Genomic DNA, 22,275 nt, shown 5'->3' with positions numbered 1-22,275 from the left:
TGAAAGGCAACCGATTCACATCGGACGGACAAGCTTCATCGAGGCGCTACTCCAGTCGCCATGCAGCGTGCCTGACGACGAAGATCGTGTTACATGGCAAGGCTTCTTGCGAACTCGACTCCGCTCAGCGCTTGAATGCCGGCCGCTCGCCCATTGCCTCGCGCCAGCGCTTCAGGTTCGGCAGGTCTTCCGCGGGCTTGAGCCGGATCACGCGCGCGAAGTCCACGGTCACGACCGCCGTGATGTCGGCGATGCTGAACTGGTCGGCGGCAATGAAGTCGCGTCCGGCGAGGCGCTCGTCCAGTGCGGTGAAGAATTGCCGGGCACGGGCCAGTCCGCGCTCGTGCAGTTCGGGAATCTGCGGATAATTCGCCGGGCCGGGCAAGGCGCGGTTCACCATCGCCGGACTGCTGTTGCGGAAAGCGTCCGCCACCGCCATCAAGCCTTCGAACTCGATGCGCCACTGCCAGCTTGCGATGTCCGCCTTGTCCTGGGGCGTGCGGCCCATGAGCGGCGGCTCGGGATAACGGGCTTCGAGGTAGGCGGCGATTGCTGCATTGTCGGTGAGCAGCGCGCCCTCTTCCGTGCGCAGCGCGGGCACGGTGCATTGCGGATTGATCCGGCGGTAGGCTTCCCCCATCTGCTCGCCCGAGCGAAGGTCGATCTCGACGGTCTCGTGGGGCACGCCCTTTTCGGCGAGGAAGAGACGGGCCCGTCGCGGGCTGGGCGCGGTAGCGCAATCGTAGAGCGTGATCATGCCTTGTCTCCGGAGGACGGGTCCAGCTTGTCATGTGTCCGCAGCGCGAAGTCGCTCGCGTCGTGGCGCTCGTGAAGCTGGCTGGACGGCTCGCCCCATGCCCGGTTGACCTTGCGTCCGCGCTGCACCGCGGGACGCTGCGCGATCTCGTTGGTCCAGCGCAGCACATGCTTGTACTCATGCACGCCGAGGAACTCGCCGGCTTCGTAGAGCTGGCCCTTGACCAGCGTGCCGTACCAGGGCCACACCGCCATGTCGGCGATGGTGTACTCGTCGCCGGCCAGGAACTGGTGCGTCGACAACTGGCGGTCCAGGACGTCGAGCTGCCGCTTGACTTCCATGGCGTAGCGATTGATCGGGTACTCGAACTTCTCGGGCGCGTAGGCATAGAAGTGGCCGAAGCCGCCGCCGAGGAAAGGCGCGCTGCCCATCTGCCAGAACAGCCAGGACAGGCATTCCGCGCGCGCCGCCACGCTGTGCGGCAGGAAGGCATCGAACTTCTCGGCCAGGTACATCAGGATGGCGCCCGACTCGAACACCCGCACCGGGGTATCGCCGCTGCGATCCATCAGGGCCGGAATCTTCGAGTTCGGATTGACTTCGACGAAGCCGCTGCCGAACTGGTCGCCCTCGTTGATGCGGATCAGCCAGGCATCGTACTCGGCGCCGGCATGTCCCAGGGCCAGCAGTTCCTCGAGCATGACCGTGACCTTGACGCCGTTGGGCGTGGCGAGCGAATACAACTGCAGCGGGTGGCGTCCGACGGGTAGTTGCTTGTCATGCGTGGCGCCGGCCACCGGCCGGTTGATGCTGGCGAACTTGCCGCCGCTTTCCTTATCCCAGGTCCAGACCTTGGGCGGGGTGTAGGTATTGTTGCTGCTCATCTGTTTGTCTCCGTCAAGTCGCAGGGTTGTCGATTGAAAGATGATCATTCAGGCAGGGAGGCAAACCGGGACCACATGATTTCGATTGCATCATTGCCGCCATCTCCGCGCAGGCGGAAACCACCTACTCAACCAAGTATTGCGAAACAAGTATTTGCTTCCGCTTGCGCGATCCGAGCCGCAAGCAGCCTTTCTCCAGCTTCGCAGGAATTGCCAAGTATACGTTTTCGGCATGAATTGCATCTGCAAGCCCTTTCATACGATCCAGGTCTGAAATGATATGCCGCGCCCAACGCCGACGCGCGTCCCCGAAACTTCAAATTTACCGCTCTTTGTAATTCTGAGGCGGATGCAGAGCGAATCATGGGCCAGACGTGCCAATGCAGGGTATCAGCACGGTGGTACATGTCTTGCGTTACGTGCCAGTCCTGAATGAACGCCAAGGCGTCATTGTTTCGTCACGAAAGGACGGCCATGTTTTCTCATAACAAGCGACTGCAGTACACCGTGCGGGTCAGCGAATGCAACCCTGCCCTTGCCAACCTCATGCTCGAGCAATTCGGAGGACCGCAAGGCGAGTTGGCGGCGGCATGCCGATATTTCACCCAAGCCCTTGCCGAGGATGATCCGGGACGCAAGGATCTCCTCATGGACATCGCCACCGAAGAGCTAAGCCACCTGGAAGTCATCGGCACGATCGTCGCCATGCTGAACAAGGGCGCGAAGGGCCGCCTCGCGGAAGGCGTGGATGCGGAAGCCGATGCTTTCCGTTCCATCACCGGCGCCGGCAACGACAGCCATGTCACACAAGTGTTGTATGGCGGCGGCGCGCCGCTGGTCAACTCCGCAGGCGTCCCCTGGACCGCAGCGTACATCGACACCATCGGCGAACCGACCGCCGACTTGCGATCGAACATCGCCGCGGAAGCACGCGCGAAGATCATCTACGAGCGGCTGATCAATTGCACCGACGACCCCGGCGTCAAGGAAGCATTGGGCTTCCTGATGACGCGCGAGATCGCACACCAGAAGTCATTCGAGAAAGCCTTGTATTCGATCACTCCCAATTTCCCTCCGGGCAAACTCGAAGGCGATGCGCGATTTACCAATGTCTACTTCAACATGTCGCAAGGCGACGGCGACATGCGCGGCTCGTGGAACCAGGGGCAGCAATGGCAATTCGTGTCCGACCGCAACGAGCAGTCCGCGGTGGATGGCGGCGACGGCATGCCGAGCGTGAACCTCACCACCGAGGAAGAAGCCGCCTTGAATGCGATGGCGCTGCGCACCCAATCTGAGCCTTCCGAGGATCCTGTCACCGGCGCCGAGCTTAAGGCCGGGACCCAGGGCGGCGATCCGATGAACCGCACTCCCATCAAGCCGATGTAATTCAACCGCCGCCCGCGCGGGCGGCGCACGGACCATACTTATGCCACCGCCAGCCTTCATCGATACGGCGCTCGCCCGGCCGAACCTGCCGCCAGGAGATTTCCCCGATTCTGTTCCTGTTCGCGAGCATGGTTCCTGGCTGCGCCGCCTTCTCGGCTTCATGGGTCCGGGATACCTGGTCGCAGTGGGATACATGGACCCCGGAAACTGGGCAACCGACATCGCAGGCGGCTCGCGGTTCGGATATGGACTGCTGTGGGTGATAATGCTGTCCAACCTGATGGCCATCCTGCTGCAGATCCTGGCATCGCGCCTGGGCATCGTGACCGGCATGGACCTCGCGCAGGCCTGCCGCGCGCACTACTCGCGCCGTTCGGTCTGGATGCAATGGCTGCTGTGCGAAATCGCCATCTGCGCGACCGACCTCGCCGAAGTGATCGGCACCGCGATCGCCCTTAACCTGCTGTTCGGCTTGCCGCTGGCGTGGGGAGTGGTATTGACCGCATTCGACGTGCTGGTGGTGCTCTGGCTGCAGCAACATGGCTTCCGGTATTTCGAAGCCACGATCATGACCCTGCTGAGCGTGATATTCGTCTGCATCGGCACCAACCTGTTGATGTCGCGGCCTGACTGGTCCGGCATCGCAACGGGCTTCCTGCCAACCCGCGAGTCGGTCGTCAATCCGGAAAGCCTGTATCTCGCCATCGGAATCATCGGCGCTACCGTCATGCCGCACAATCTCTACCTGCATTCCTCCACAGTGCAGACCCGGCGCTTCAGCGCCACCGACGCCGGGAGGCGCAATGCCCTGCGCTTTACCGCCATCGACGTGTTGATTGCCCTGATTTTTGCGTTCATCGTCAATGCCGCGATCCTGGCGACTGCGGCGGCGGCTTTCCATGCGAACGGACACCAGGAAATCGCGGAGATCAAGGACGCCTATCACTTGCTCGGCCCCGCACTCGGCACGACGGCGGCAAGCATGCTGTTCGCATTCGCGCTGCTGGCTTCCGGGCAAAGCTCGACGCTGACGGCCACGCTCGCGGGACAGGTCGTGATGGAGGGCTACCTGCAACTGCGCATGCCGCCCTGGCTGCGGCGGCTGTCGACGCGGCTGATGGCCATCGTGCCTGCACTGGCCACCACGCTCTGGGCAGGCGAACGGGGAACGACGCAATTGCTGGTGCTGAGCCAGGTGATCCTCAGTCTTCAGCTGCCGTTTGCGGTCATTCCGTTGATCCGGTTCACCAGCGATGCACGCCTCATGGGAAAGTTCGTCAATCCGCTGTGGCTGAAAATCGCCGCCTGGCTCATCGCCGTCCTCATCCTTGCCTTGAATGCCGCGATGCTGGCGAGCGCGATGACGTGACTCAGGCGAAAGGCCTTGACCCGACCGACAGGCGCTATCGGAAACGATTATCGAGCTTGGCCGGCCGCGTCGCCCAAAGGATGATTGCCAGCAGTACGACCTGGAAGACGAGCCGCCATCCCAGGAGCGCCTGCGGTATCGCCGGAAACAGCTCATGGTGCTTCCACATGTAGACGTTGGCGGGAGTCACGGCAAGCGTCAATGCCGCAAGGCCGTAGCCCGCCCAGCGCCGCAGTCGTACCGACCATAACGCGCTGGCGCCGAGCAGTTCGAAGACACCGCTGATATAGACCGCTTCCAGGCGCAGCGGCAGCGAGGGTGGAACGATCTTCAGAAAATATTCCGGCGCCACGAAATGGGCGATCCCGCCAACGGAGAACCAGAGAAACACAAATGCCAGAGCGGCGGTCTTTCCCCGCACAAGTGCTGCGGCGAAGAACGATGTCTTCGAGGCTTTCATTTTCGCCTCGCCTCAACGTGGAACGCCGAGCGCCTCGCGCGGCCCATGAACGAAGGCATCGATCACATCGAGCGTGGGCGCGAGAAACTGCAGGGGCGCGGAAAGAGATGCCACCAGCGTCTCGTGGCTCACCCGGTCGAAGCTCTTTTCCGTGACGCTGGCGCCCTGCTCCCGCAGGCGTGCGGCCAGGGCGCCGGTATTGGTCGACGGATTCACCAGTTCGTCGCGGCTGGCCGCTACCAGGAGCGCGGGCGGCGCGGCATGGCTGGCATGCCGGATCGGCTGCGAATCCTGCGGGGTATCGGGATAGAGGAAGACCGGACGGGTGTAGGGATTTTCGATCGGCAGGAAATTGTATGGGCCTGCCAGTCCGATCCAGCCGCGCAGCATGGCAGGCGTCATGCCGAAACGCCCAAGCCATCTGCCATCGAGCGCCACCATCGCCGCGTTGTACGCGCCGGCGCTGTGGCCCATCACGAAGATGCGATCCGGGTCGCCGCCATATGGCGCAATGTTGCGCCGGGTCCAGGCCACCGATTGCGCCGCGTCCAGCAGGAAGTCGGGATAGCGCACCTCCGGGTAAAGCCGGTAATCCGCCACGACCACGACCATGCCGCGCCGGGCAAGCATCCGGCCGACGAAGGCATAATCCGTCCGGCTTCCGCTCTGCCAGTTGCCGCCGTAAAAGAAAACCACGACCGGCAGCGGGCCGGACGCGTTAGGCGGCGCATACACATCCAGTCGTTGCCGCGGCAGGCTGCCGTAGGCCAGGTCCGTGAAGGCGCGCGCGCCGCCGGGCGTGAGGCCGTTGATGATGCCAAGCGGAGAGCAGGCGCCGAGCAAGGCAATGACGCTTCCCGCCAGCGTCAGCCGGGCCAGCCATGTTCTCCAGGTCCTTCGGGTCTTGTGTTCGGGCAGACTCATCATCACTCGCCGGGAAAAGTTCATGCTGGATATACGCCGGGCCGGTCCGTTCGGATTCGCCATGGATCCGGTCGTTGCCATGGAGTATGACACCAAAGCAGGCCGGCCCGCGCGCCGGCCGGGCGCTTGAGCGCGCGTCAACCAAGCCGCCGCCGATATGCAATACTGGCCCTTCGGTATTTCACGGGGAATGACAGCATGAGCGAGTCCTATGACCTGATCGCCATCGGCGGCGGCTCCGGCGGCGTTGCGGCCGCGCGCCGCGCCGCTGCGCACGGCGCCCGCGTCGCCATCATCGAGCAGGCCAACCTGGGAGGCACCTGCGTGCACCGCGGCTGCATTCCAAAGAAGCTGCTGATGTACGCAAGCCAGTTCCGCGCCTCCTTCGATCTGGCGGCCGCCTATGGCTGGTCCGCGGGCCAACCCGAGTTCAGCATGGCGCACTGGCAGGATGCAAAGACGCGCGAGCTCGAGCGCCTCGAAACCGTCTACGAGAACATGCTGCGGCAAGCCGATGTCACGGTCATCCGGGGCACGGCGACGATCATGGGCGCGGGTGAAGTCCGCGTCGGCGACCGGACAATGGCTTGCAAGAACCTGCTGATCGCGACCGGCGGCCGGCCGTCGACGGCGCCGATACCCGGGCTCGACACCGCGCTCACCTCCGACGACATCCTCCAGTTGCGGACAGTGCCCGAACGGCTCGCAGTGGTCGGCGGCGGCTACATCGGGATGGAATTCGCCAGCATGTTCGCGCGGCTGGGAAGCAAGGTCAGCGTCTTCTTCCGGGCGAACGCGCCCTTGAGCGGATTCGACGAGGAATTGCGGGAACGCTTGCGGCAGGCGATGGAGCACGCCGGCATCGCCGTCTTTCCGCAGACGCTGCCACGCTCGCTCGCCCGCGATGGCAGCGGCTATCGCATGGTCTTGCAGGACGGCCAGGAAATGCGCTTCGACGCGGTTCTCAACGCGACCGGCCGCGTGCCGAATACCGCCGGCCTGGGACTGGACGCCATCGGACTCGAACTGACGGCCGCCGGCGCGATCCCGGTCGACAGCTACAGCAAGACCAGGATTCCCGGCGTCCATGCGATCGGCGACGTCACCAACCGCGTCAACCTGACGCCGGTGGCGATCGCCGAAGGACGCGCCTTCGCCGACACGGTGTTCGGCGGCCAGGATACGCCCTTCTTCCACGACCAGGTGGCGACCGCCGTGTTCACCGATCCGCCGATCGGCACCATCGGCCTCGGCGAAACGCAGGCCAACGCGCGCGGGCCGACCACCGTCTATGAAACCCAGTTCAAGCCGATGCAGACCGCGTTCGCGGGGCGCGACAACCGCAGCTACATGAAGCTGGTCACCGATAGCGAGACCGCCAAGGTGATCGGCATTCACATGATCGGGCCGGATGCGCCGGAAATCATCCAGAGCCTGGCCGTGGCCATGCGCGCCGGGGCGACCAAGCGCGAATTCGACCGGACGATCGCGGTGCATCCGACTGCCGCCGAGGAATTCATGCTGATGCGCGAACCGGTCAGGACCTACGCCGCGGCGACATGACAAGGAGCCGCCAAGGTCCGCAAAGCTTCCCGGAACAGGCGTTTTAGGATTAACTCGCAATCGGGTATCTCGGTTGTGACCGGACTGCCGATAGTGCGCCAAGCGTACCCCGGTAAATGATTGATTTCTCCCGAAGTGATGAACCATTGTTCGACCGCGGCGGATATACCGCTTAAACGGACCCGGTTCAGGGAGCTTCTCAATCGACGATGGGGTGTCAAGATGGAACTTGAAAGGATGAAGCGCCTGCTCAACGCTGTCGCTGTATTCGCCATCCTGAGCGGATGCGGTGGCGGTGGCGGCGGCGATGGCGCACCGGCAGCAAGCGGTACAAGTGGCACGAGCGGAACAAGCGATACAAGCGGCACCAGCGCGGCCGCGGCGCCGTCTGCCCCGGCGAGTACGGCCACCCCGGTTTCAGCGCCGGCGCCGGCCTCAACGCCAACGCCAAGCCCGGCAGCGCCTGTATCGATCAACATGAGTTTATCGGGTGCGCAGGAAGTTCCGCCGAATCAAAGCGGCGCTGGCGGAACGGGGACCCTGACCCTGGATACCGCAACGCGCCAGTACAGCGCGACCGTGACGACCACCGGCATTGCCGGTACGGCAGCCCATATTCACAACGGAGCACCAGGCGTCGCCGGCCCCATACTTTTCCCGATGACGCAGAGTCCCGCGGGCAGCGGCACGTGGGTGGTATCCGGCCAGTTGACGGCGGACCAGATGAACGCGCTGCTTGCCGGCCAATACTATGTGAACGTGCATAGCGCCGCCTTGCCCAATGGTGAAATTCGCGCGCAAATCGTCCCGGCGCAGGCAACGACGACCGCTACGGCAGATCCAAACAGCGCCCCGCGCGATGTCACTTACTGAATCGGGCCGGGCAACCGGCTTCCGCGCCGAACTCAGAACGAGCGGGTGACGCTGAGCACGAAGCGGCGCGCCTCGGTGCCATAAAACGCCTGGCTTCTGCCATAGGAGTAGGGAGTGTAGTCGGCGCGGATAGCCCCGGCCCGGTTGGCGGCGAGTTCAAGGCTCCAGTCGCCGGCGGCCAGGGTCAAGCCGATGCGCGCATCCCATGCGGGCGCGGCCTGCAAGGCGGACGATTGGCGTTGTCGCCCAAGATGCGCGAAAACCTGCACGCGGTCGGCGAGCGCATGGGCGGCATTTGCTTCCGCATACAAGCTGGATGCGCCCTGACCGAAATAGTCGGGCGAATAATGCAACCGCATGCTGACGTCATTGGATGCCAGGCCTGCATGGACGCCCGCGTAGACGCTTGCATAGTTGTAGCGTACCTGGCCGGGAAAGGCCGCGAACATCAGGCCGGCGTCCCAGCTTGCCTGCACGCCCCGCGGCATCCTCGTCGTCCAGGGCAGCGACAGGCCGGTATAGGCGGCAAACTGCATTCCGGCCGCGTCCGGGTCGAGCGCCACGCGGGACGCGAACGCCCCGGCATACCAGCCGTTGCGGCCCTCGTACTGCAAGCTCGCCTGGGGAGCGGACTTCCCGTCGCTCAGGCTGACGCCCCGCAGGATGTAATCCGACACGAGGGCGATCCTGCCGCTCCATTGCGCCTGCGCTGCGCCGCAGGCGCAAAGCGGCAGCAGCAGCATCGCTGCCTTGAAGACATTGGCGCCATTGACGATCCTGGCACGCATTGCCGTGGCGCACCGCTGCAAGGCGTCACCAGGCTGCATGCGTGATGCCTGCCTGTGCCGGTTCGCAAGAGCAGGTACAGGTGCCGCCGGCCCAGCTGATGACCGCGCAGGCATCCATGCGGCTGCTGTTTGCGGCATCGGCGACCGGGGTGGCGGCGGCGCCCCGCAGCCTTGCCCAAAGTTCCTGCTGCGGCACCGCCGGCCGCAGTTGCCGGACCAGGGCCACCATGCCGGACAAATGCGCCGCGGCGAAGGACGATCCCGACACCAGCTTCCATTGCGCGCCTGGTGCCGTTGCCGGCACGTCCCGGCCCGGCGCATGGAAGGGAGCGGCGGGCGCATCGCGTTCTGCCGCGGTAGCGAAGACGAACGGGTTGGACGCCGGAAAGCCTCCAGCATCGCGGCGTTCGTCGAAGGCGGCCACCACCGTGATGCCGCGCGACGCCGCCAGATCGACGTACATGCCAAGCAAGCGGTCGGACGGCCCGCTCAGGCTCATGTTGATGATCTCCGCCCGGTGCTGGATGGCAAAGTCCAGCGCCTTGGCCAGGCTGAGGCTGTCGCACAGTGTTGCCCTGTCGGCGGTTTCGCGGCAGGCGCGCAATGCCAGGAGGCGGGCCTGCGGCGCGATGCCGGCGATGCCGATGCCGTTGTCGGCCACGGCGGCGATGATGCCTGCCACCGCGGTGCCGTGCTGCTCGGCGGGATACGTCGTGTTCTCGATGAAGTTTCGGCTGTGCGCGATCTGGCCGCGCAGGTCGGGATGCTCGGTATCCACGCCGCTGTCGATCACCGCCACCGTCACCTGCCGGCCGGTTGTCACCAGGTGCAGCCGGTCGAGCTGCCAGGCGTGCGCCGCCGGCTGCGCCGGAAACATGGGATCGTTGTGCCCCAGTCCATCGAAGTAATGCATGACCTGCGCCCATTCGACGCGGGGATCGCTGGACAATTGCCGCGCCATGGCCTCGGGATCATGGTCGCCCGGCACGCGCATCACGTAGCAGTCCAGGCCAAGCGCGGGCATGGGCCAGTCGCGAGTCAGTTCGAGGCCATTCTTCTCGGCGAGTTGCTGCGCTATCTGGCGCCGCGCAGCATGGGAGGCGTTGTCATACCCTCCCGCGTAGCTTGCGTCCGGCCGGAAATGCGGCGCGGGCAGGTGCAGCATGACCAGGACCTCGGCAGGCCTCTCCGCGTCAGGGGGTGCAGCCGGTACTGCGGCCGGTGCCGCATCAACCGCTCCAACGGCCAGGAGCATGCAGGCCAGAAGGGGAATGATCCGGTGCATCAAGGCCCCGCCCATCAAGGCTCCTCTTTCGCCAAGGGCTCGGCCAGCATGACCACGCCGCTTGCGCGCAGCTCGGCCGCGACTTCGGCGGCGCGCCGGCCCGGGGCCTCCAGCGTGTAGGCGCCGGACGCCGTCGGTCCATCGGCGATTCGCGCACCGCTATCCTGCAAGGCCTTGCGCAATTCCGGCTCCGTCGCCTGCGGCGAGAACATGACGAGGATGTTTCCCTGCCGCTCGACGCCGGAACCGAGCGCGCGAAATTCATGGCTGGAGTTTGGTTGTGCGGCAAGCAGCGTTCCCAGCACCAGAATGACCGCGGCTTGTCCGGCCAGCGCCCATGCTGTCCAGTTCATGCGCGTTGGGGCTGGCAGGCCCAGGGGTAGACGTTCGACAATGCGCCGCCACCACGGCTTGCTGCGGGATTCGAGCTGCTGCTGCATCTGACGCCAGGCTGCATCGACGTCCGGCACGGGTGTTTCCATCGGCTCGATGGCACGCAACTGCGCTTGCCAGGCCACATCGGCTCGGCACTGGGTGCAGGTCTGGAGGTGCTCATGCACAAGGGAAAGTTCGCTGCCGGCGAGCTGGCCGTTGACATACCAGGGCAACAGTTCCTGCACCGTGCGGTGCGTCGAGAGATTCAAGTTGACGATCTGGCTCTTCATGACAATTCGCTTTCAAGTCCGGCCAGCAAGCGCTTGAGCCGGCGGCGCGCGTGGAACATCCGCGTTTTCACCGTATTGGCGGGACAGTCCATGATCCTGGCGATCTCGTCGTAGCCCATGTCGTGGAAGTACGCCAGGTGGACGACGGTGCGCTGCTCCATCGGCAGGGCATCGATCGCCTGCCCGACGATACGGCGCTGTTCGCTCCTGGTCAGGGCGGCGTCCGGAGTGAGCGCGTTGTCGTCCGCCTCGTCGTCGGCCTCCTGTTCCACCGGCAGGTCAAGTCTGGCCAGAGCCTTGAGCGCGCGCCGGTATGCAATGCCGAAGATCCAGGTGGAGACTTTGGAACTGCCGTCGAAACTGCCTGCCTTGTTCCACACCAGGAGCATGGTTTCGTTGATCACTTCCTCGACCGAGGCTGCGTGGTGTAGCTTCGGGTCCAGGAAACGCGCCAGGCGGCCGAAATACAGCCGGTACAGGCTTTCGAACGCGCGCCTGTCCCTGCCGGCGACTTCCGCCACCAGCCTGGCCTCGTTCGGGTCCGACTCCGCGGTTCGGACCGCACGCATGTCCATACTGCTGCCCAATGGGATCCCCAAGGTCAGATTACCTGCGTATATCCCCTTCACCCTGCGATCGGTTCAATCCGGGTCGCCGCGGCAAGCGATGATGCCGGCCTTCAATCCCATTGCACCGCCATTGCCACTCATTCATCTTTGGCCGCGGGCGGCAGATCGTGTTTGCTTTTCATCAAACCAACGTTGCGCGATTATTTGAGGCAAGCCGTAACCGGCGGCATGCACCCGGCAAACCTCTGGCGGAAAACCGCGATGTATCGGAGACGTGGACGAGGTTTGAACCTCGCACCGCTGGCACAGGATATACGCAGCATGCATGCGCGCCTGAGAAGTCAGCCTTTCCCAGGCGCGCCTCCGCAGAACCCGACGAGACACCTGCCCAAGGAGGACTGCCATGCGCATTTTCCGGATCGAAGCCACGCTGGGAGTATCGGCCATCGTGATATCCGCAATGCTTGGAGGATGCGGCGGCGGCGGCGATTCGGCGCCGGTCGCGGCAGCGACGGTACCCGATTCGGTTCCTGCGCCTGCTCCGGTACCAGCACCTGAACCAGCGGCGCCCGCTCCCGCACCGGCGCCAGCTGCACCCTCACCTGTGCCCACGCCAGCGCCAGCGGTCCGTTTCGCGGAGGTCAACACCATCATCCAGGCGCGCTGCCTGCTTTGCCACTCCGCCGTCAGCGGCAACCGGACGGGCTTCAACGCGAGCGGCCTCGCATTTGACACGCCGGCGCAAATCAGCAGCTTTGCCGTATTGATGAATTCGGCGATCCAGTCGCGAACGATGCCGCTTGATAACGCCACCGGCATGACCGATGCGGAACGCGCCGCCTTCGCCCAGTGGTTCGCGCAGGGAGCCAATGTCAATGAATAAGCCGGGAGACACATGCCTCAGCCTCCGGCGATGCCTCCGAACCGCGCTGCTGGCGGGGTTGGCCGGAGGGGTCTTCGCGCCGGCTTCAGCCGCTGAGCCAGGATCCATGGCCGCGCCCTTCGACGTGCCGGGATCTGGCGGACAGGTCAGGCTGGCGGACTTTCGCGGCAAGCTGGTCTATCTCGATTTCTGGGCTTCGTGGTGCGGGCCGTGCCGCCGTTCCTTCCCATGGATGAGCCAGATGCAGGCGCGCTATGGCGCGAGAGGCTTGCGGATCCTTGCGCTCAACGTCGATGCCAGGCGGGACGCCGCGCTTGCCTTCATGTCGGACGTGCCCGCGCAGTTCACGATCGGCTTCGACCCCGCGGGGAAGGTGGCGGCAGCCTACGGCATCAAGGGCATGCCCACCAGCGTGCTGATCAGCCCGGACGGCAAGGTCATGGCGATGCATGCCGGATTCAGCGACGCGGATAAAACCGAGATGGAAGAACTGTTTCGACGCCACCTGCCGGACACGGACGGGAGCAAATGATGCTCCCGCCGCCGCAGACGATCTTGGTGCTGGCTGGCCTGGGCTTACTGGTGTCCTGCCGTCCGATCGAACCCGTCCAGCCGTGGCAGAAAGGAACATTGGCCAGGGAGGAAATGACGATGGAAGGCGGCGATGTCCTTGGTGCACGATCCCTCGATCATGTGTATGACAGCCGCGAGGCGGCTTCTGGCGGCGGCAGGGTCGGTGGTGGGGGCTGCGGATGCAACTGACGCAATTGACCCCAACAAGCGCCGCGTGGCCGTTGCGGGAACAAGCCCCGGACAAAACGGAAGATGCATGTGCGCCGGCGGCGGGCTTCTCGGGCAGCGCCCTGCTCATGGCCGCGCTGGCATTGCCAGGCATGATAGGCGCGGCGCATGCGGAGTCCGCTCCCGAGCGCGGCCAGGTCGAGCTCAATTACCTCGACTACCGCGACCGCCAGCCAGGCCTCGACCGCGTGAACGTCCATACGCCCTCGATCCGCGTGCTGGCGCCGATCGCCGGCATGTGGGCGATCGAAGGGTCGCTTACTTCCGACAGCATCTCCGGCGCCACGCCGCGCTACCACTCCGCGATCTCCGGCGCATCCACGATGAGCGACCGGCGCACTGCCCAGGCATTTTCGGTGACCCGCTATTTTCCGGACTCCACCGTCAGCGCCGGGTTCGCGCATTCCGGCGAAAACGATTACCAGTCGCGCGCCTATTCGCTCGACCTTACCCGTTCCACCGAAGACAAGAACACCGTCTTCAATGCCGGCATCGGCGTGGCCAATGATGTCATCAATCCCGTCAACGGACTCGTGACCGATGCCAAGAAGCATGTGCTTGAACTCAAGGCAGGAATCACCCGGGTGCTGACCCAGCGCGACCTCATCCAGGCCGATATCTCGCACGTCGTCCAGCACGGCTACCTGAACGATCCCTACAAGGTTTTCGACAAGCGGCCCGACTCGCGAAGCGCGAACATCTTGCTGCTGCGCTGGAACCACCATCTCGACGCGGACGATGGCACGAGCCGGCTCGGCTACCGCTACTATTCGGACAGTTTCGGCATCCGCGCCCATACCCTGAGCGCGGAGTACGTGCAGCCACTGCCCAGTGACTGGACGCTCACGCCTTCGCTGCGCCTGTATTCGCAGACTGCCGCCTCGTTCTATGTCGGCCCCGTTTATTCGCCGGTCCTCGGTGAACCCGTTCCCGCCGGCTACGACCCTTCAGGCGGCGCGAACGTCTCCGAGGATTACCGCCTGTCCGCTTTCGGCGCGGCCACCCTGGCGATGAAGGTGGAGAAGCGGATCGGCCGCGATGCCAGCGTAAGGATGCAGCTGGGATTCTACGAGCAGCGCAGCGGCTGGGCCTTGTCGGGAAACGGCGGACCTGGCCTCGCGACATTGCGCGCGCAGATGATCAGCGTCGGCATCACCAGGCAGTTCTGACCGCGACGGAATACCTTCCATATGCCAGGCGCCCCACCGGTATTCAGCATCCGCTTCACAGCGATGGCAAGTCCGTGCGAGATCTGCCTTGCCGCCGGCGACAAGGCCCGCGCGCGGCTGATGGCTCGGCAAGCGATCGATGAAGTGACCCGCATCGAGTGCAAGTATTCGCGTTACCGCCAAGACAGCGTGGTGGGGCGCATCAATGCCGCAGCCGGGAAGGAATGGGTCGATCTCGATGAAGAAAGCCTCGCGCTGTTCACCTATGCCGATGAACTGTTTCGCGCCAGCGACGGTTTGTTCGACATCACCTCGGGTGTTCTGCGCCGGGCATGGAATTTTCGTGTCCCCGAATTGCCCGCGCCGGAGGTCTTGCAGTCGATATTGCCACTCATCGGCTGGCAAATGCTGGATTGGCGCGCCAGCGCGCCGTTGCGGCGCATTCGGCTGCCCCGTGCCGGGATGGAAATCGACCTTGGCGGATTCGGCAAGGAATACGCCGTCGACCGGGCCGCCGCCATTCTCGCGATGCAAGGGGTCAGGCACGGCTATGTCAATCTCGGCGGCGACATGCGTGCCGTCGGCCCTCGTCCGGACGGCAGCGCGTGGTCCATCGGCATCCAGTCCCCTCGCAACGCGGGTGAGACCATTGCCTCCATTTCGCTCGAAAGCGGTGCGCTCGCCACCAGCGGCGACTACGAGCGGTTCTTCGAATGCAACGGCCGGCGCTATTGCCACATCCTGGATCCGCGCACCGGGCAACCGGTGGAAGGATTGAGATCGGTGAGCGTGCTGGCTCCCCTCGTCACCGTCGCCGGCAGCCACAGTACGATTGCAATGCTCAAGGGGGATGCCGGTCTTTCCTTCCTGCACGAATCCGGCCTGGCTTTTCTCGCGATCGACCAATCAGGGAACGTTCATCTGCGGCATCAGCCGCGGGGCGGCAAAGTAATCCCGACGCACGACATGCGTCATTTCGACTGAGCTGCCTTGCGCCACGGTTCGCACAACTTGGGCACTGGTACTAAACATGCTGGCAATTCCGCTAGAATGCACACTTTTGACCCTCCCAACACCACGAAACGAGAACTGATGCTCCTGGAAGCAATCAACGGCTTCCGGCGGCTGATGGACGCGGGACATGATTACCGCGAGGGAATCCCGAAACGCGGCAATTCCTCGGAGCCGCTTAGGTAAAATTTTATGGCAATGACCTACGAAGCATACCTCGATGAAGTAACCACGCTCATTACCGAGATGTACGACGTGAGCGAGGAAGCGGCCATCAAGCAGGTGATGCGCGCGCAGGCAGCGGACTTCTTTACCTTGCACGATGACATTCCGGCGATGCGTACGCAGGAGCGTGCGGTACAGGACGCGAAGACGATGTACCAGCAAATCCAGCAGGCGCGGACCGCAGCGGCATTGAAGCAGAAGAAGCCGTCTCAACAACCGCGGCAGCCGAAACAATCACGGGCCAACACGCGCAAAAAGTAAGCGCAATCCAATAGGCAGCAGAAAACCCCATGGACGATAGTTTGACGAAGGATGGATACGAAGCGCTTGCGCAGATCAGAAAGGCGCGCAAGGGAGAACGGCCAAGCGCTTGCGTTGCCCGAAATGCGAAGGCATTGATCGGCCTGAAATACGTCACGCGCGGGAAGGATGGCGCATTCATGCTGACCGAGAAGGGACAGCAGGCACTGTTCGTCAAGCGTTGCATCGACGGCTTGCGCACGGTAGCGGCCAGTGCCGTTGCTACCGTCGTCCCCGCGAAACTGGAGGGCGACGTCGCGGCCTTCCTCAGCAGGAAGGGATTGATCGCGCCGCATGCAGAGGGGGAAGGTTTCGAATTGACGGAACGCGGACGCGAATCGCTGGCGGGTATCGACTCGCAAGACAGCAAGCCATGAGCAAAGGGCCGGCAAGGCCCGCTTCCTGATCCGGCTCATTCTTGCCTTGTTCCTGCTGCCTTGCCGAGCCGGAAAACCCTACTCCATGCTATTGGCCCAGCCAATTCCGCAGCGCCGTTTCACCCTCGATGCTAAAGGCAAGCACACGCGAATCCGGCACGCGATGTGCCCACCCCAGCTCCTGAAATCGTTCCAGCAAGGCCGTGCCGAGCCTGCCAGCAAGATGATCGCGGCGCTCGCTCCAGTCGAGGCAGGTGCGGCACAATGGCCGACGCGTTGAGGTAGATTTTTCCAGAACGACGCCAAGGGCATCTATGCGCTCACGGCCAGCCATCGTGAGTGTGATGCCCGTGGCGTCTACGGCGAAGGCGTGGTGACGTGCGAGGCTCGCATACAGCAGCACGCCAAGCTCCCCGGCCAGATGGTCGTAGCACACCCGCGCCTTTCGCAGCGCCGGCTCGCGCGGGCTCGAGCGCACGCGCACGGCCCCGGTCCCGAAAGCCACGCCCATCAGCGATTCCAGCAGTTGGGCAACCTCGGCGCCAGCGATACGGAAATACCGGTGCCGCCCCTGGGCCACGACAGAAAGCAGGCCAGCGTCTAACAGTTTGGCCAGGTGGCCACTGATGGTTTGGCGCGTGACGCCAGCGCCGTCGGCCAGCTCGGTTGCGGTGAGCGCCATGCCGCCCATGAGCAGGCCAAGCACTTCGGCGCGTGCATGGTCGCCGATCAGCGCGGCGATATTCGTAATGTTTGGACCGTCCCTCATGCTTCGATCTTAGCCGAAGCATCGGCGTTGAGCAAAAGCTTACATTGGCCTCTCCCACACAAGGAGTACCCATGACCGCCATCACCTGCTTTATCCGTTACGAACTGGACCCGTCTCAGCGCGAGCAGTTTCGCCAGTATGCCGCGAACTGGGGCCGCATCATCCCGCGCCTGGGCGGCCGCCTCCTCGGATATTTCCTGCCGCACGAGGGCACGAACTACGAGGCCTGGGGCTTGGTTGGCTTCGACAGCCTTGCCGCGTATGAAACCTACCGCGCTCGCCTGAAAGAGGACGCGGAAGCGCGTGCCAACTTCGATTTCGCCCGCGAACGGCGTTTCATCCTGCGCGAAGAGCGCACCTTTACCGAGCTGGTGGAGGGCACTTTCCAGATGGAAGCGTTGTGACGAATACGGTGATCTTCGAGGTCGACCCATTTCGGTCACTCATCCTGCCCAAAAGCGGACGGCGCGACATTGCGGTAGTGGGCGCACTCATGCGTCCATGGGTGCGCATGTCGACTAGTCGACAATAAATAGCGTTGCCCCCGACTCAGTGTACGAACGGTGTGCTTCAGCATTATCCGCAACCTGATAACTCATGCCGGGCTTGAGGACATACTTCCTGCCATCCTCAAGCTCTGTATTCAGTTCGCCCTGCAAGCAAAATAATATGTGTCCCTTGGAGCACCAGTGATCAGCCAGGTAGCCGGGGGTGTATTCAACCATACGGACACGGATCTGGCCAAACGTACGCGTACGCCAGTATGCTGTCCCGGTCTTCCCGTGGTGCTCCGTACGTTCAACGGTTGACCAATCCGTCGTGCCAAAAGGAATTTCGCTCATCTGCATCTGCCCGCTCCCTATTCATTAATCTGGTTTTCCATCAGCCATGCATTTCGATGGCCGCATCGGACCATCGCATAAACATTCTAACCGCCTGCTCCTTGCCGGCAGGTCCGGGTGTGCATCAGCGATGAAACGGCCGGTCTGTTCGCCACATCCATGGGATGGCCGTACCGCTACGCGCAAGTTATGATCGATGACTCCGTCTGGCCCACCGCCGGCGGATCATTCAACAGGATCGGTCATGCGTGCATTTTCGCCGTCTTTGAAGCTTGTTCTTGTGTGCTCATGCCTCATTTTGCTGACCGCCTGTGCGGGAACGCCTGGCGTGACCAGGGAACACACAGGCAATGAAAACGCCGCCGTGGCAATCCGCAGTGCGGCAGACCCGTGCACACTCCCGACGGCTGATAGTTCCTGGGAAGTGGCGCCGCCGGCGTCACTGGGTTTTTCGCCGGATAAGCTCTGCAACACCTTGCGGGACGTTGCCGGCGGCTCCGACAATGTGCATGGCTTGTTGGTGGAACGCCATGGCAAACTGCTGGCCGAAATTTATCGCAACGGTACGGACACGCCGATCAATTCTTCCCTGATCGCTCAGCTTCTACCTGGCACGGCTGCCTCATTTTCCGCTGATACATTACATGACGTGCGGTCGGTAAGCAAAAGCGTGATAGGCCTGCTGACCGGCATCACGATCGGGCGCGGACAGCTGCATGCAAGCGACAAGGTGCTCGACCATTACCCTGAGTTGGGGAGTCTCCGTACTGAGGGACGCGAAGAGATCACGGTGCAACATCTGCTGACCATGAGCGCAGGGCTGGAGTGGCAAGAGATGTCACATGGTTGGTTGACCAGCAGCGAAACGCCGTTGCTTTGGCGACGACAAGCGGTGTCGTATTACCTCAATCGCACCTTGGTAACCAGGCCGGGCGAGGTGTTCAATTATGCCGGTGGGGCGACCATGGTACTAGCGGACCTGCTAGTGCGTGTCAACGGCAGGCCGCTCGAACAGCTCGTGCAGGAAGACCTGTTCGGTCCGCTCGGGATTACGCGCTGGGAATGGGTACCCAACCTGCGAGGCGTCCCGATGGCCTATGCCGGCCTGCGCCTTCTGCCACGCGACATGCTCAAATTAGGCCGGTTGGCGAACGCCCAGGGTCGCTGGCAGGGTCGGCAGGTCGTGCCGCAGACCTGGATTGCCGACATGCAACGACAGCATGTACCGGCCAGACTTGCTTTCATGGGCATGAAAGGCGGCGACGTCGGCTACGGCTACCAATGGTGGAACGGCACCGTGGATTGGCACGGCAAGACACTGCGCTGGAGCGCGGCAATCGGCAACGGCGGGCAGCGCATAGCCGTTGTGCCCGCGCTGGACTTGACCGTCGTCGTCACCGCCGGCGAGTATGGCTCGCCGGCGATACAGAAAGCGGTTGGCCGCATTGTCGCCGCAGTGCTGGATGATATGGAATCTTGACGTTGGCTGCATGCCTTGTCGGTAGTGGCCGTGAACTGGCGTCCGTTCCTGAATGCCGCAGCCAGGGCATGCAGGGATCTCAGTGTCAGATGCCAAGTCGACGATAGCCACGGGTATTGCCCAGACCTGCTGGTGGATTGCTTCGTGACCATGCCGGCGTTTTAGTTTTCACCACGGTCAATGGCGATGCCCGCCGTGGCAACCGGCTTACATGGCGCATAGCAGCGCAATCGCGCTTGTCCACAAGATGGCACCCGTTGCCAATAGGGTTAGCGCAACGCTGTAGCCTGCACCGCCGAACAGTATGTATAGCGCTGCCACCAATACCAGCCCTGTCCCAGTAACGTTATAGCCTCGATAGCGCAAGAGCTTCGCAAGCGGAAAAAAATGAAACCCCGTGATCAGGATTACAGAGGGCATGATCCAGGCCGCATGATCGGTCAACGCCAGAACCAGGACCACGATACCGATACACGACCACTGCACTATGTTCACAACTGCGAATCCTCGTCGGACGCGAGCGCCTGCTGTCCTGTCAGTGACGCCGGAAAACAAGCGGCGGCGCGACCGGAAGGTAAGGATCGCCCACATGGTCATCAACAGGCAAAGAATCGCGACGGTGGCAAACATCGGCAAATTGGCTCCAGCATATGCAAAGCAGGCTGCAGCCAACCACGCGGCACCAAAAAGGGACAGGAAAACGCCGCCCAGCGCAAGACTGGGATGGTATGAACTTGCTGTTGCCATGGATAAGTCTGTATTCATGAAGTCGAGCGGAAAGTCGTTGGTACTCTGCGAGCTGAAACCATGCCAAATGCCTGGGCTGGGGTGCGATCGGTTCACATGCCAAGCATTTTGCAGGATGCTTTCACAAATAGATTGCCGAATCAATAGCAGTTGAACAAAGAGCCGAATGAATGCAGATGGCGACGGGTCGCCCAATGACGACGCTGGGTCAGGTTATCAATGGGACCATGACGATTTTTCGGAATGCCGGGCGTTCGGCCAAGCGCTGAAACCATCGCTCCAAGTTGGCCAGCGGTGCGCGCGCAATTGGCAGTGCAAACCATCGCCAGGCTGCGCAACCAACGGCGATATCACCCATGCTAAACACAGAACCACCGACGTACGGTTGGCCAGCCAGGTGACCGTCAAGGATAGACATTGTGCTTTGCGCTTGGATTACATGCTGTTCGATTCGCCCGTAATCGCGCTGGTCATGAGGCGTACGCATGTACGCACGAAAGAGCGGCAGCAGACTCGGCCATAAGGTGGAATTCGCCCAGTCCATCCAGCGGTCAGCATCGGCCCGCTGCCGGGCTTCATGCGGCCACAGTTGGCCGCTTGAGTATTTCGCAGCGAGATACCTGACAATGGCGTTCGACTCCCACACGACATAGCCGGCATCTTCGATCGTGGGTACGAGTCCATTCGGATTCAAGCGGCGGAATTCCGCTGTGTCGACGACGCCAAAATGACGGCCGGCGTCGATCCGTCGATACGCGATCTCAGCTTCTTCACAACACCAAAGCACCTTTTGTACGTTGACTGAATCGGCGTTGCCGTAGATCGTGATCATCGTTTGATTTGCCGGTGAACGTTATTGCACGGTATGCGGTGACGTCAGAACGTTGCCTGAATCCGCATGCTGAAGGTCTTGGCCGGCGAGGCGCGCACCTTGCCGATGAAATAGGCAAACTCGTATTTCCAAGCATGCTTCCCTGCCGGCGCCTCTCCCGCGAATACCGGGCCGATACGATGCGACTGCAAGCGTTGTGGATCCCAATCATTCCATTTGCCCAGTTCGCCGAATCCTTGCAAACCGAATTGCGCGGCCTGGCTGAACCGGTATCGTGCCTGCCACTGGTATTGCATCTCCAACGGCTCGGGTTGCGGCACGGAGTAGGAACGCGAAAACAGCACGTTCGCGTTGATCTGCGTGCGTCCGTATTCCGTCTGGAGCACCGGCCCGAATTCGATTTCATTCCCGTTCGCGCCGTCTCTGAAATGGGTAAGGTCGGTATGGATGGCGAGGTCGAAGGGATACTGCCCATGGGTCAGCAGAAAATCGTTTTGCAGTCCGATCCCCAGGAACTGGTTGCCCGAGAACGAGGTGTGCAAGCCGATGGCCCGCACGTTGGCGTACCACTCCCGGGTGGGACTCCAGGAAACGCCCAGTTCCGGCGACGAGATTGTGGCCCCGCTAGCCGTATGCACCGACCAGAAACGAAAGTCGACCGCGCGCTCGCCTTCCTGTTCATAGACCGTGACGAGATAATAGCCGGTACCAGCCTGCGCCGCGCCCGCGGCACATAGCAGGGCCAGCGCGAAAGAGGCCAGGAAAGTACGCATGTTCAGGCAGGGATGTGTTGCGGATGACGATTGCAGCTTACTGGACTTGTTCCATTCAGGCAACTATATGGAGCGTTCCATTCAGTCCGTGCAAGATCGGCTTGTCTGCACCCGCTGATTTACCTGCACGCCTCTGGCGCCAGCCACAATTCCCTTTGCGCCCGACGGAGAGCCTAGCGAGACACGTCGACGCCCCGCCAGAATGCGATGTGCCCGGCGATCTCCCCGGCTTCGGGCAACGGGTTCCGGTAGACCCACGCCGCATCCCGGTTGATTTTCCCATCGACGCTCACGTGGTAGTAGCTTGCCGTTCCTTTCCAGTGGCAGCGGGTCTGCGTATCGCTGAGAACCAGGTGCGACTGGTCGACGGCGTCGGGTGGAAAGTAGACGTTGTTTTCGACGATCTTGACGGCGTCCTGCGGCGCCTCGGCGATCACGGTGTCGTTCCACACGGCAGTTGGCATGGCGGTTCCTTTCTTGCTCGGTCAAAGACGGTTTCGGGAGATGCCTGAAGGCTTATTCTAAGCGAGGCCTTGCGGT

The 22,275-nt window shown here is 62.8% G+C and carries 27 protein-coding genes; 13 read left to right on the top strand and 14 right to left on the bottom strand.

What is annotated here, in order from left to right; translation table 11 throughout:
• Positions 1-124: 124 nt before the first annotated feature.
• Both G3574_RS27145 and yghU read right to left on the bottom strand, forming a co-directional pair.
• Positions 125-757 carry a glutathione S-transferase family protein gene (locus G3574_RS27145; RefSeq protein WP_163968697.1) on the bottom strand — a complete coding sequence of 211 codons (633 nt, stop codon included), beginning with the start codon at positions 755-757 and terminating at the stop codon, positions 125-127.
• Positions 754-1,641 carry a glutathione-dependent disulfide-bond oxidoreductase gene (gene yghU / locus G3574_RS27140; RefSeq protein WP_163968696.1) on the bottom strand — a complete coding sequence of 296 codons (888 nt, stop codon included), beginning with the start codon at positions 1,639-1,641 and terminating at the stop codon, positions 754-756. The genes G3574_RS27145 and yghU overlap by 4 nt, the downstream gene beginning before the upstream one ends.
• A gap of 474 nt (positions 1,642-2,115) precedes the next feature.
• Here yghU and G3574_RS27135 point away from each other — a divergent pair, with 474 nt between their 5' ends.
• Both G3574_RS27135 and G3574_RS27130 read left to right on the top strand, forming a co-directional pair.
• Positions 2,116-3,030 carry a manganese catalase family protein gene (locus tag G3574_RS27135; protein ID WP_163968695.1) on the top strand — a complete coding sequence of 305 codons (915 nt, stop codon included), beginning with the start codon at positions 2,116-2,118 and terminating at the stop codon, positions 3,028-3,030.
• Between the two features lie 40 nt (positions 3,031-3,070).
• Positions 3,071-4,399 carry an Nramp family divalent metal transporter gene (locus G3574_RS27130; RefSeq protein WP_163968694.1) on the top strand — a complete coding sequence of 443 codons (1,329 nt, stop codon included), beginning with the start codon at positions 3,071-3,073 and terminating at the stop codon, positions 4,397-4,399.
• Between the two features lie 34 nt (positions 4,400-4,433).
• Here the strand turns inward: G3574_RS27130 and G3574_RS27125 are convergent, their stop codons facing one another.
• On the bottom strand, positions 4,434-4,859 hold the full coding sequence (locus G3574_RS27125) for a DoxX family protein (RefSeq protein WP_163968693.1): 426 nt from the start codon (positions 4,857-4,859) through the stop codon (positions 4,434-4,436).
• A 12-nt stretch (positions 4,860-4,871) separates the two neighbouring features.
• Positions 4,872-5,786 (bottom strand): alpha/beta hydrolase, encoded by a 915-nt coding sequence (locus G3574_RS27120; RefSeq protein WP_235953645.1) that lies wholly within the window; start codon positions 5,784-5,786, stop codon positions 4,872-4,874.
• 195 nt (positions 5,787-5,981) lie between these two features.
• Here G3574_RS27120 and gorA point away from each other — a divergent pair, with 195 nt between their 5' ends.
• Together gorA and G3574_RS27110 are read left to right on the top strand one after the other, a co-directional pair.
• On the top strand, positions 5,982-7,346 hold the full coding sequence (gene gorA / locus G3574_RS27115; RefSeq protein ID WP_163968692.1) for a glutathione-disulfide reductase: 1,365 nt from the start codon (positions 5,982-5,984) through the stop codon (positions 7,344-7,346).
• Positions 7,347-7,466: 120 nt separating this feature from the next.
• Positions 7,467-8,219, top strand: coding sequence for a CHRD domain-containing protein (locus tag G3574_RS27110; RefSeq protein WP_163968691.1), 753 nt, complete (start codon positions 7,467-7,469; stop codon positions 8,217-8,219).
• Between the two features lie 32 nt (positions 8,220-8,251).
• Here the strand turns inward: G3574_RS27110 and G3574_RS27105 are convergent, their stop codons facing one another.
• From G3574_RS27105 to G3574_RS27090, 4 genes are all read right to left on the bottom strand, one after another.
• Positions 8,252-9,046 carry a TorF family putative porin gene (locus G3574_RS27105; RefSeq protein WP_163968690.1) on the bottom strand — a complete coding sequence of 265 codons (795 nt, stop codon included), beginning with the start codon at positions 9,044-9,046 and terminating at the stop codon, positions 8,252-8,254.
• Positions 9,033-10,172 carry a S8 family peptidase gene (locus G3574_RS27100; protein ID WP_163968689.1) on the bottom strand — a complete coding sequence of 380 codons (1,140 nt, stop codon included), beginning with the start codon at positions 10,170-10,172 and terminating at the stop codon, positions 9,033-9,035. Before G3574_RS27100 ends, G3574_RS27105 begins: the two co-directional genes overlap by 14 nt.
• Positions 10,173-10,306: 134 nt before the next feature.
• The gene (locus G3574_RS27095) at positions 10,307-10,957 is read right to left on the bottom strand and encodes an anti-sigma factor family protein (RefSeq protein WP_163968688.1); all 651 of its coding nucleotides are present in this window, start codon (positions 10,955-10,957) and stop codon (positions 10,307-10,309) included.
• Positions 10,954-11,526, bottom strand: a complete 573-nt coding sequence (locus G3574_RS27090; RefSeq protein WP_163968687.1) for an RNA polymerase sigma factor — start codon at positions 11,524-11,526, stop codon at positions 10,954-10,956. Before G3574_RS27090 ends, G3574_RS27095 begins: the two co-directional genes overlap by 4 nt.
• Positions 11,527-11,929: 403 nt before the next feature.
• Here G3574_RS27090 and G3574_RS27085 point away from each other — a divergent pair, with 403 nt between their 5' ends.
• The 7 genes from G3574_RS27085 (at position 11,930) to G3574_RS27055 (ending at position 16,292) form a co-directional block, all read left to right on the top strand.
• Positions 11,930-12,409: a hypothetical protein gene (locus G3574_RS27085; RefSeq protein WP_163968596.1), complete on the top strand. Its 480-nt coding sequence runs from the start codon at positions 11,930-11,932 to the stop codon at positions 12,407-12,409.
• 106 nt (positions 12,410-12,515) lie between these two features.
• A complete protein-coding gene (locus G3574_RS27080) occupies positions 12,516-12,941 on the top strand; it encodes a TlpA family protein disulfide reductase (RefSeq protein WP_235953644.1) in 426 nt (141 codons plus the stop codon).
• A complete protein-coding gene (locus G3574_RS28740) occupies positions 12,938-13,171 on the top strand; it encodes a DUF4266 domain-containing protein (protein WP_163968685.1) in 234 nt (77 codons plus the stop codon). The genes G3574_RS27080 and G3574_RS28740 overlap by 4 nt, the downstream gene beginning before the upstream one ends.
• Positions 13,172-13,176: 5 nt before the next feature.
• Positions 13,177-14,379: a DUF3570 domain-containing protein gene (locus tag G3574_RS27070; RefSeq protein ID WP_235953643.1), complete on the top strand. Its 1,203-nt coding sequence runs from the start codon at positions 13,177-13,179 to the stop codon at positions 14,377-14,379.
• 21 nt (positions 14,380-14,400) lie between these two features.
• On the top strand, positions 14,401-15,363 hold the full coding sequence (locus G3574_RS27065) for an FAD:protein FMN transferase (RefSeq protein WP_163968683.1): 963 nt from the start codon (positions 14,401-14,403) through the stop codon (positions 15,361-15,363).
• A gap of 225 nt (positions 15,364-15,588) precedes the next feature.
• Entirely contained in the window at positions 15,589-15,876 is a 288-nt protein-coding gene (locus tag G3574_RS27060) for a hypothetical protein (protein WP_163968682.1), read from the top strand.
• A gap of 29 nt (positions 15,877-15,905) precedes the next feature.
• A complete protein-coding gene (locus tag G3574_RS27055; protein WP_163968681.1) occupies positions 15,906-16,292 on the top strand; it encodes a hypothetical protein in 387 nt (128 codons plus the stop codon).
• A gap of 88 nt (positions 16,293-16,380) precedes the next feature.
• On the opposite strand, the gene G3574_RS27050 is transcribed toward G3574_RS27055, so the two are convergent.
• The gene (locus tag G3574_RS27050) at positions 16,381-17,061 is read right to left on the bottom strand and encodes an ArsR/SmtB family transcription factor (RefSeq protein WP_163968680.1); all 681 of its coding nucleotides are present in this window, start codon (positions 17,059-17,061) and stop codon (positions 16,381-16,383) included.
• 71 nt (positions 17,062-17,132) lie between these two features.
• On the opposite strand from G3574_RS27050, the gene G3574_RS27045 reads away from it, so the two are divergent.
• Entirely contained in the window at positions 17,133-17,465 is a 333-nt protein-coding gene (locus G3574_RS27045; RefSeq protein WP_163968679.1) for an NIPSNAP family protein, read from the top strand.
• Between the two features lie 114 nt (positions 17,466-17,579).
• Here G3574_RS27045 and G3574_RS27040 read toward each other — a convergent pair whose 3' ends face one another.
• Entirely contained in the window at positions 17,580-17,909 is a 330-nt protein-coding gene (locus tag G3574_RS27040) for a DHCW motif cupin fold protein (protein WP_163968678.1), read from the bottom strand.
• Between the two features lie 238 nt (positions 17,910-18,147).
• Between G3574_RS27040 and G3574_RS27035 the strand changes: the two genes are divergently transcribed.
• Complete coding sequence (locus G3574_RS27035) at positions 18,148-19,383, top strand: serine hydrolase domain-containing protein (protein ID WP_163968677.1); 1,236 nt, start codon at positions 18,148-18,150, stop codon at positions 19,381-19,383.
• 207 nt (positions 19,384-19,590) lie between these two features.
• On the opposite strand, the gene G3574_RS27030 is transcribed toward G3574_RS27035, so the two are convergent.
• From G3574_RS27030 to G3574_RS27015, 4 genes are all read right to left on the bottom strand, one after another.
• A complete protein-coding gene (locus G3574_RS27030; protein ID WP_205609949.1) occupies positions 19,591-20,130 on the bottom strand; it encodes a hypothetical protein in 540 nt (179 codons plus the stop codon).
• 208 nt (positions 20,131-20,338) lie between these two features.
• The gene (locus tag G3574_RS27025) at positions 20,339-20,962 is read right to left on the bottom strand and encodes a glutathione S-transferase family protein (RefSeq protein ID WP_163968675.1); all 624 of its coding nucleotides are present in this window, start codon (positions 20,960-20,962) and stop codon (positions 20,339-20,341) included.
• Between the two features lie 44 nt (positions 20,963-21,006).
• Entirely contained in the window at positions 21,007-21,735 is a 729-nt protein-coding gene (locus tag G3574_RS27020) for a hypothetical protein (RefSeq protein ID WP_163968674.1), read from the bottom strand.
• A gap of 173 nt (positions 21,736-21,908) precedes the next feature.
• Positions 21,909-22,199 (bottom strand): DUF427 domain-containing protein, encoded by a 291-nt coding sequence (locus tag G3574_RS27015; protein WP_163968673.1) that lies wholly within the window; start codon positions 22,197-22,199, stop codon positions 21,909-21,911.
• Between the last annotated feature and the right edge of the window lie 76 nt (positions 22,200-22,275).

Source organism: Noviherbaspirillum galbum (assembly GCF_010974945.1).
Lineage (GTDB): Bacteria > Pseudomonadota > Gammaproteobacteria > Burkholderiales > Burkholderiaceae_D > Noviherbaspirillum > Noviherbaspirillum galbum.
Note: the sequence above shows the minus strand (reverse complement) of the source record. Positions and strands in the feature narration are given on the sequence as shown.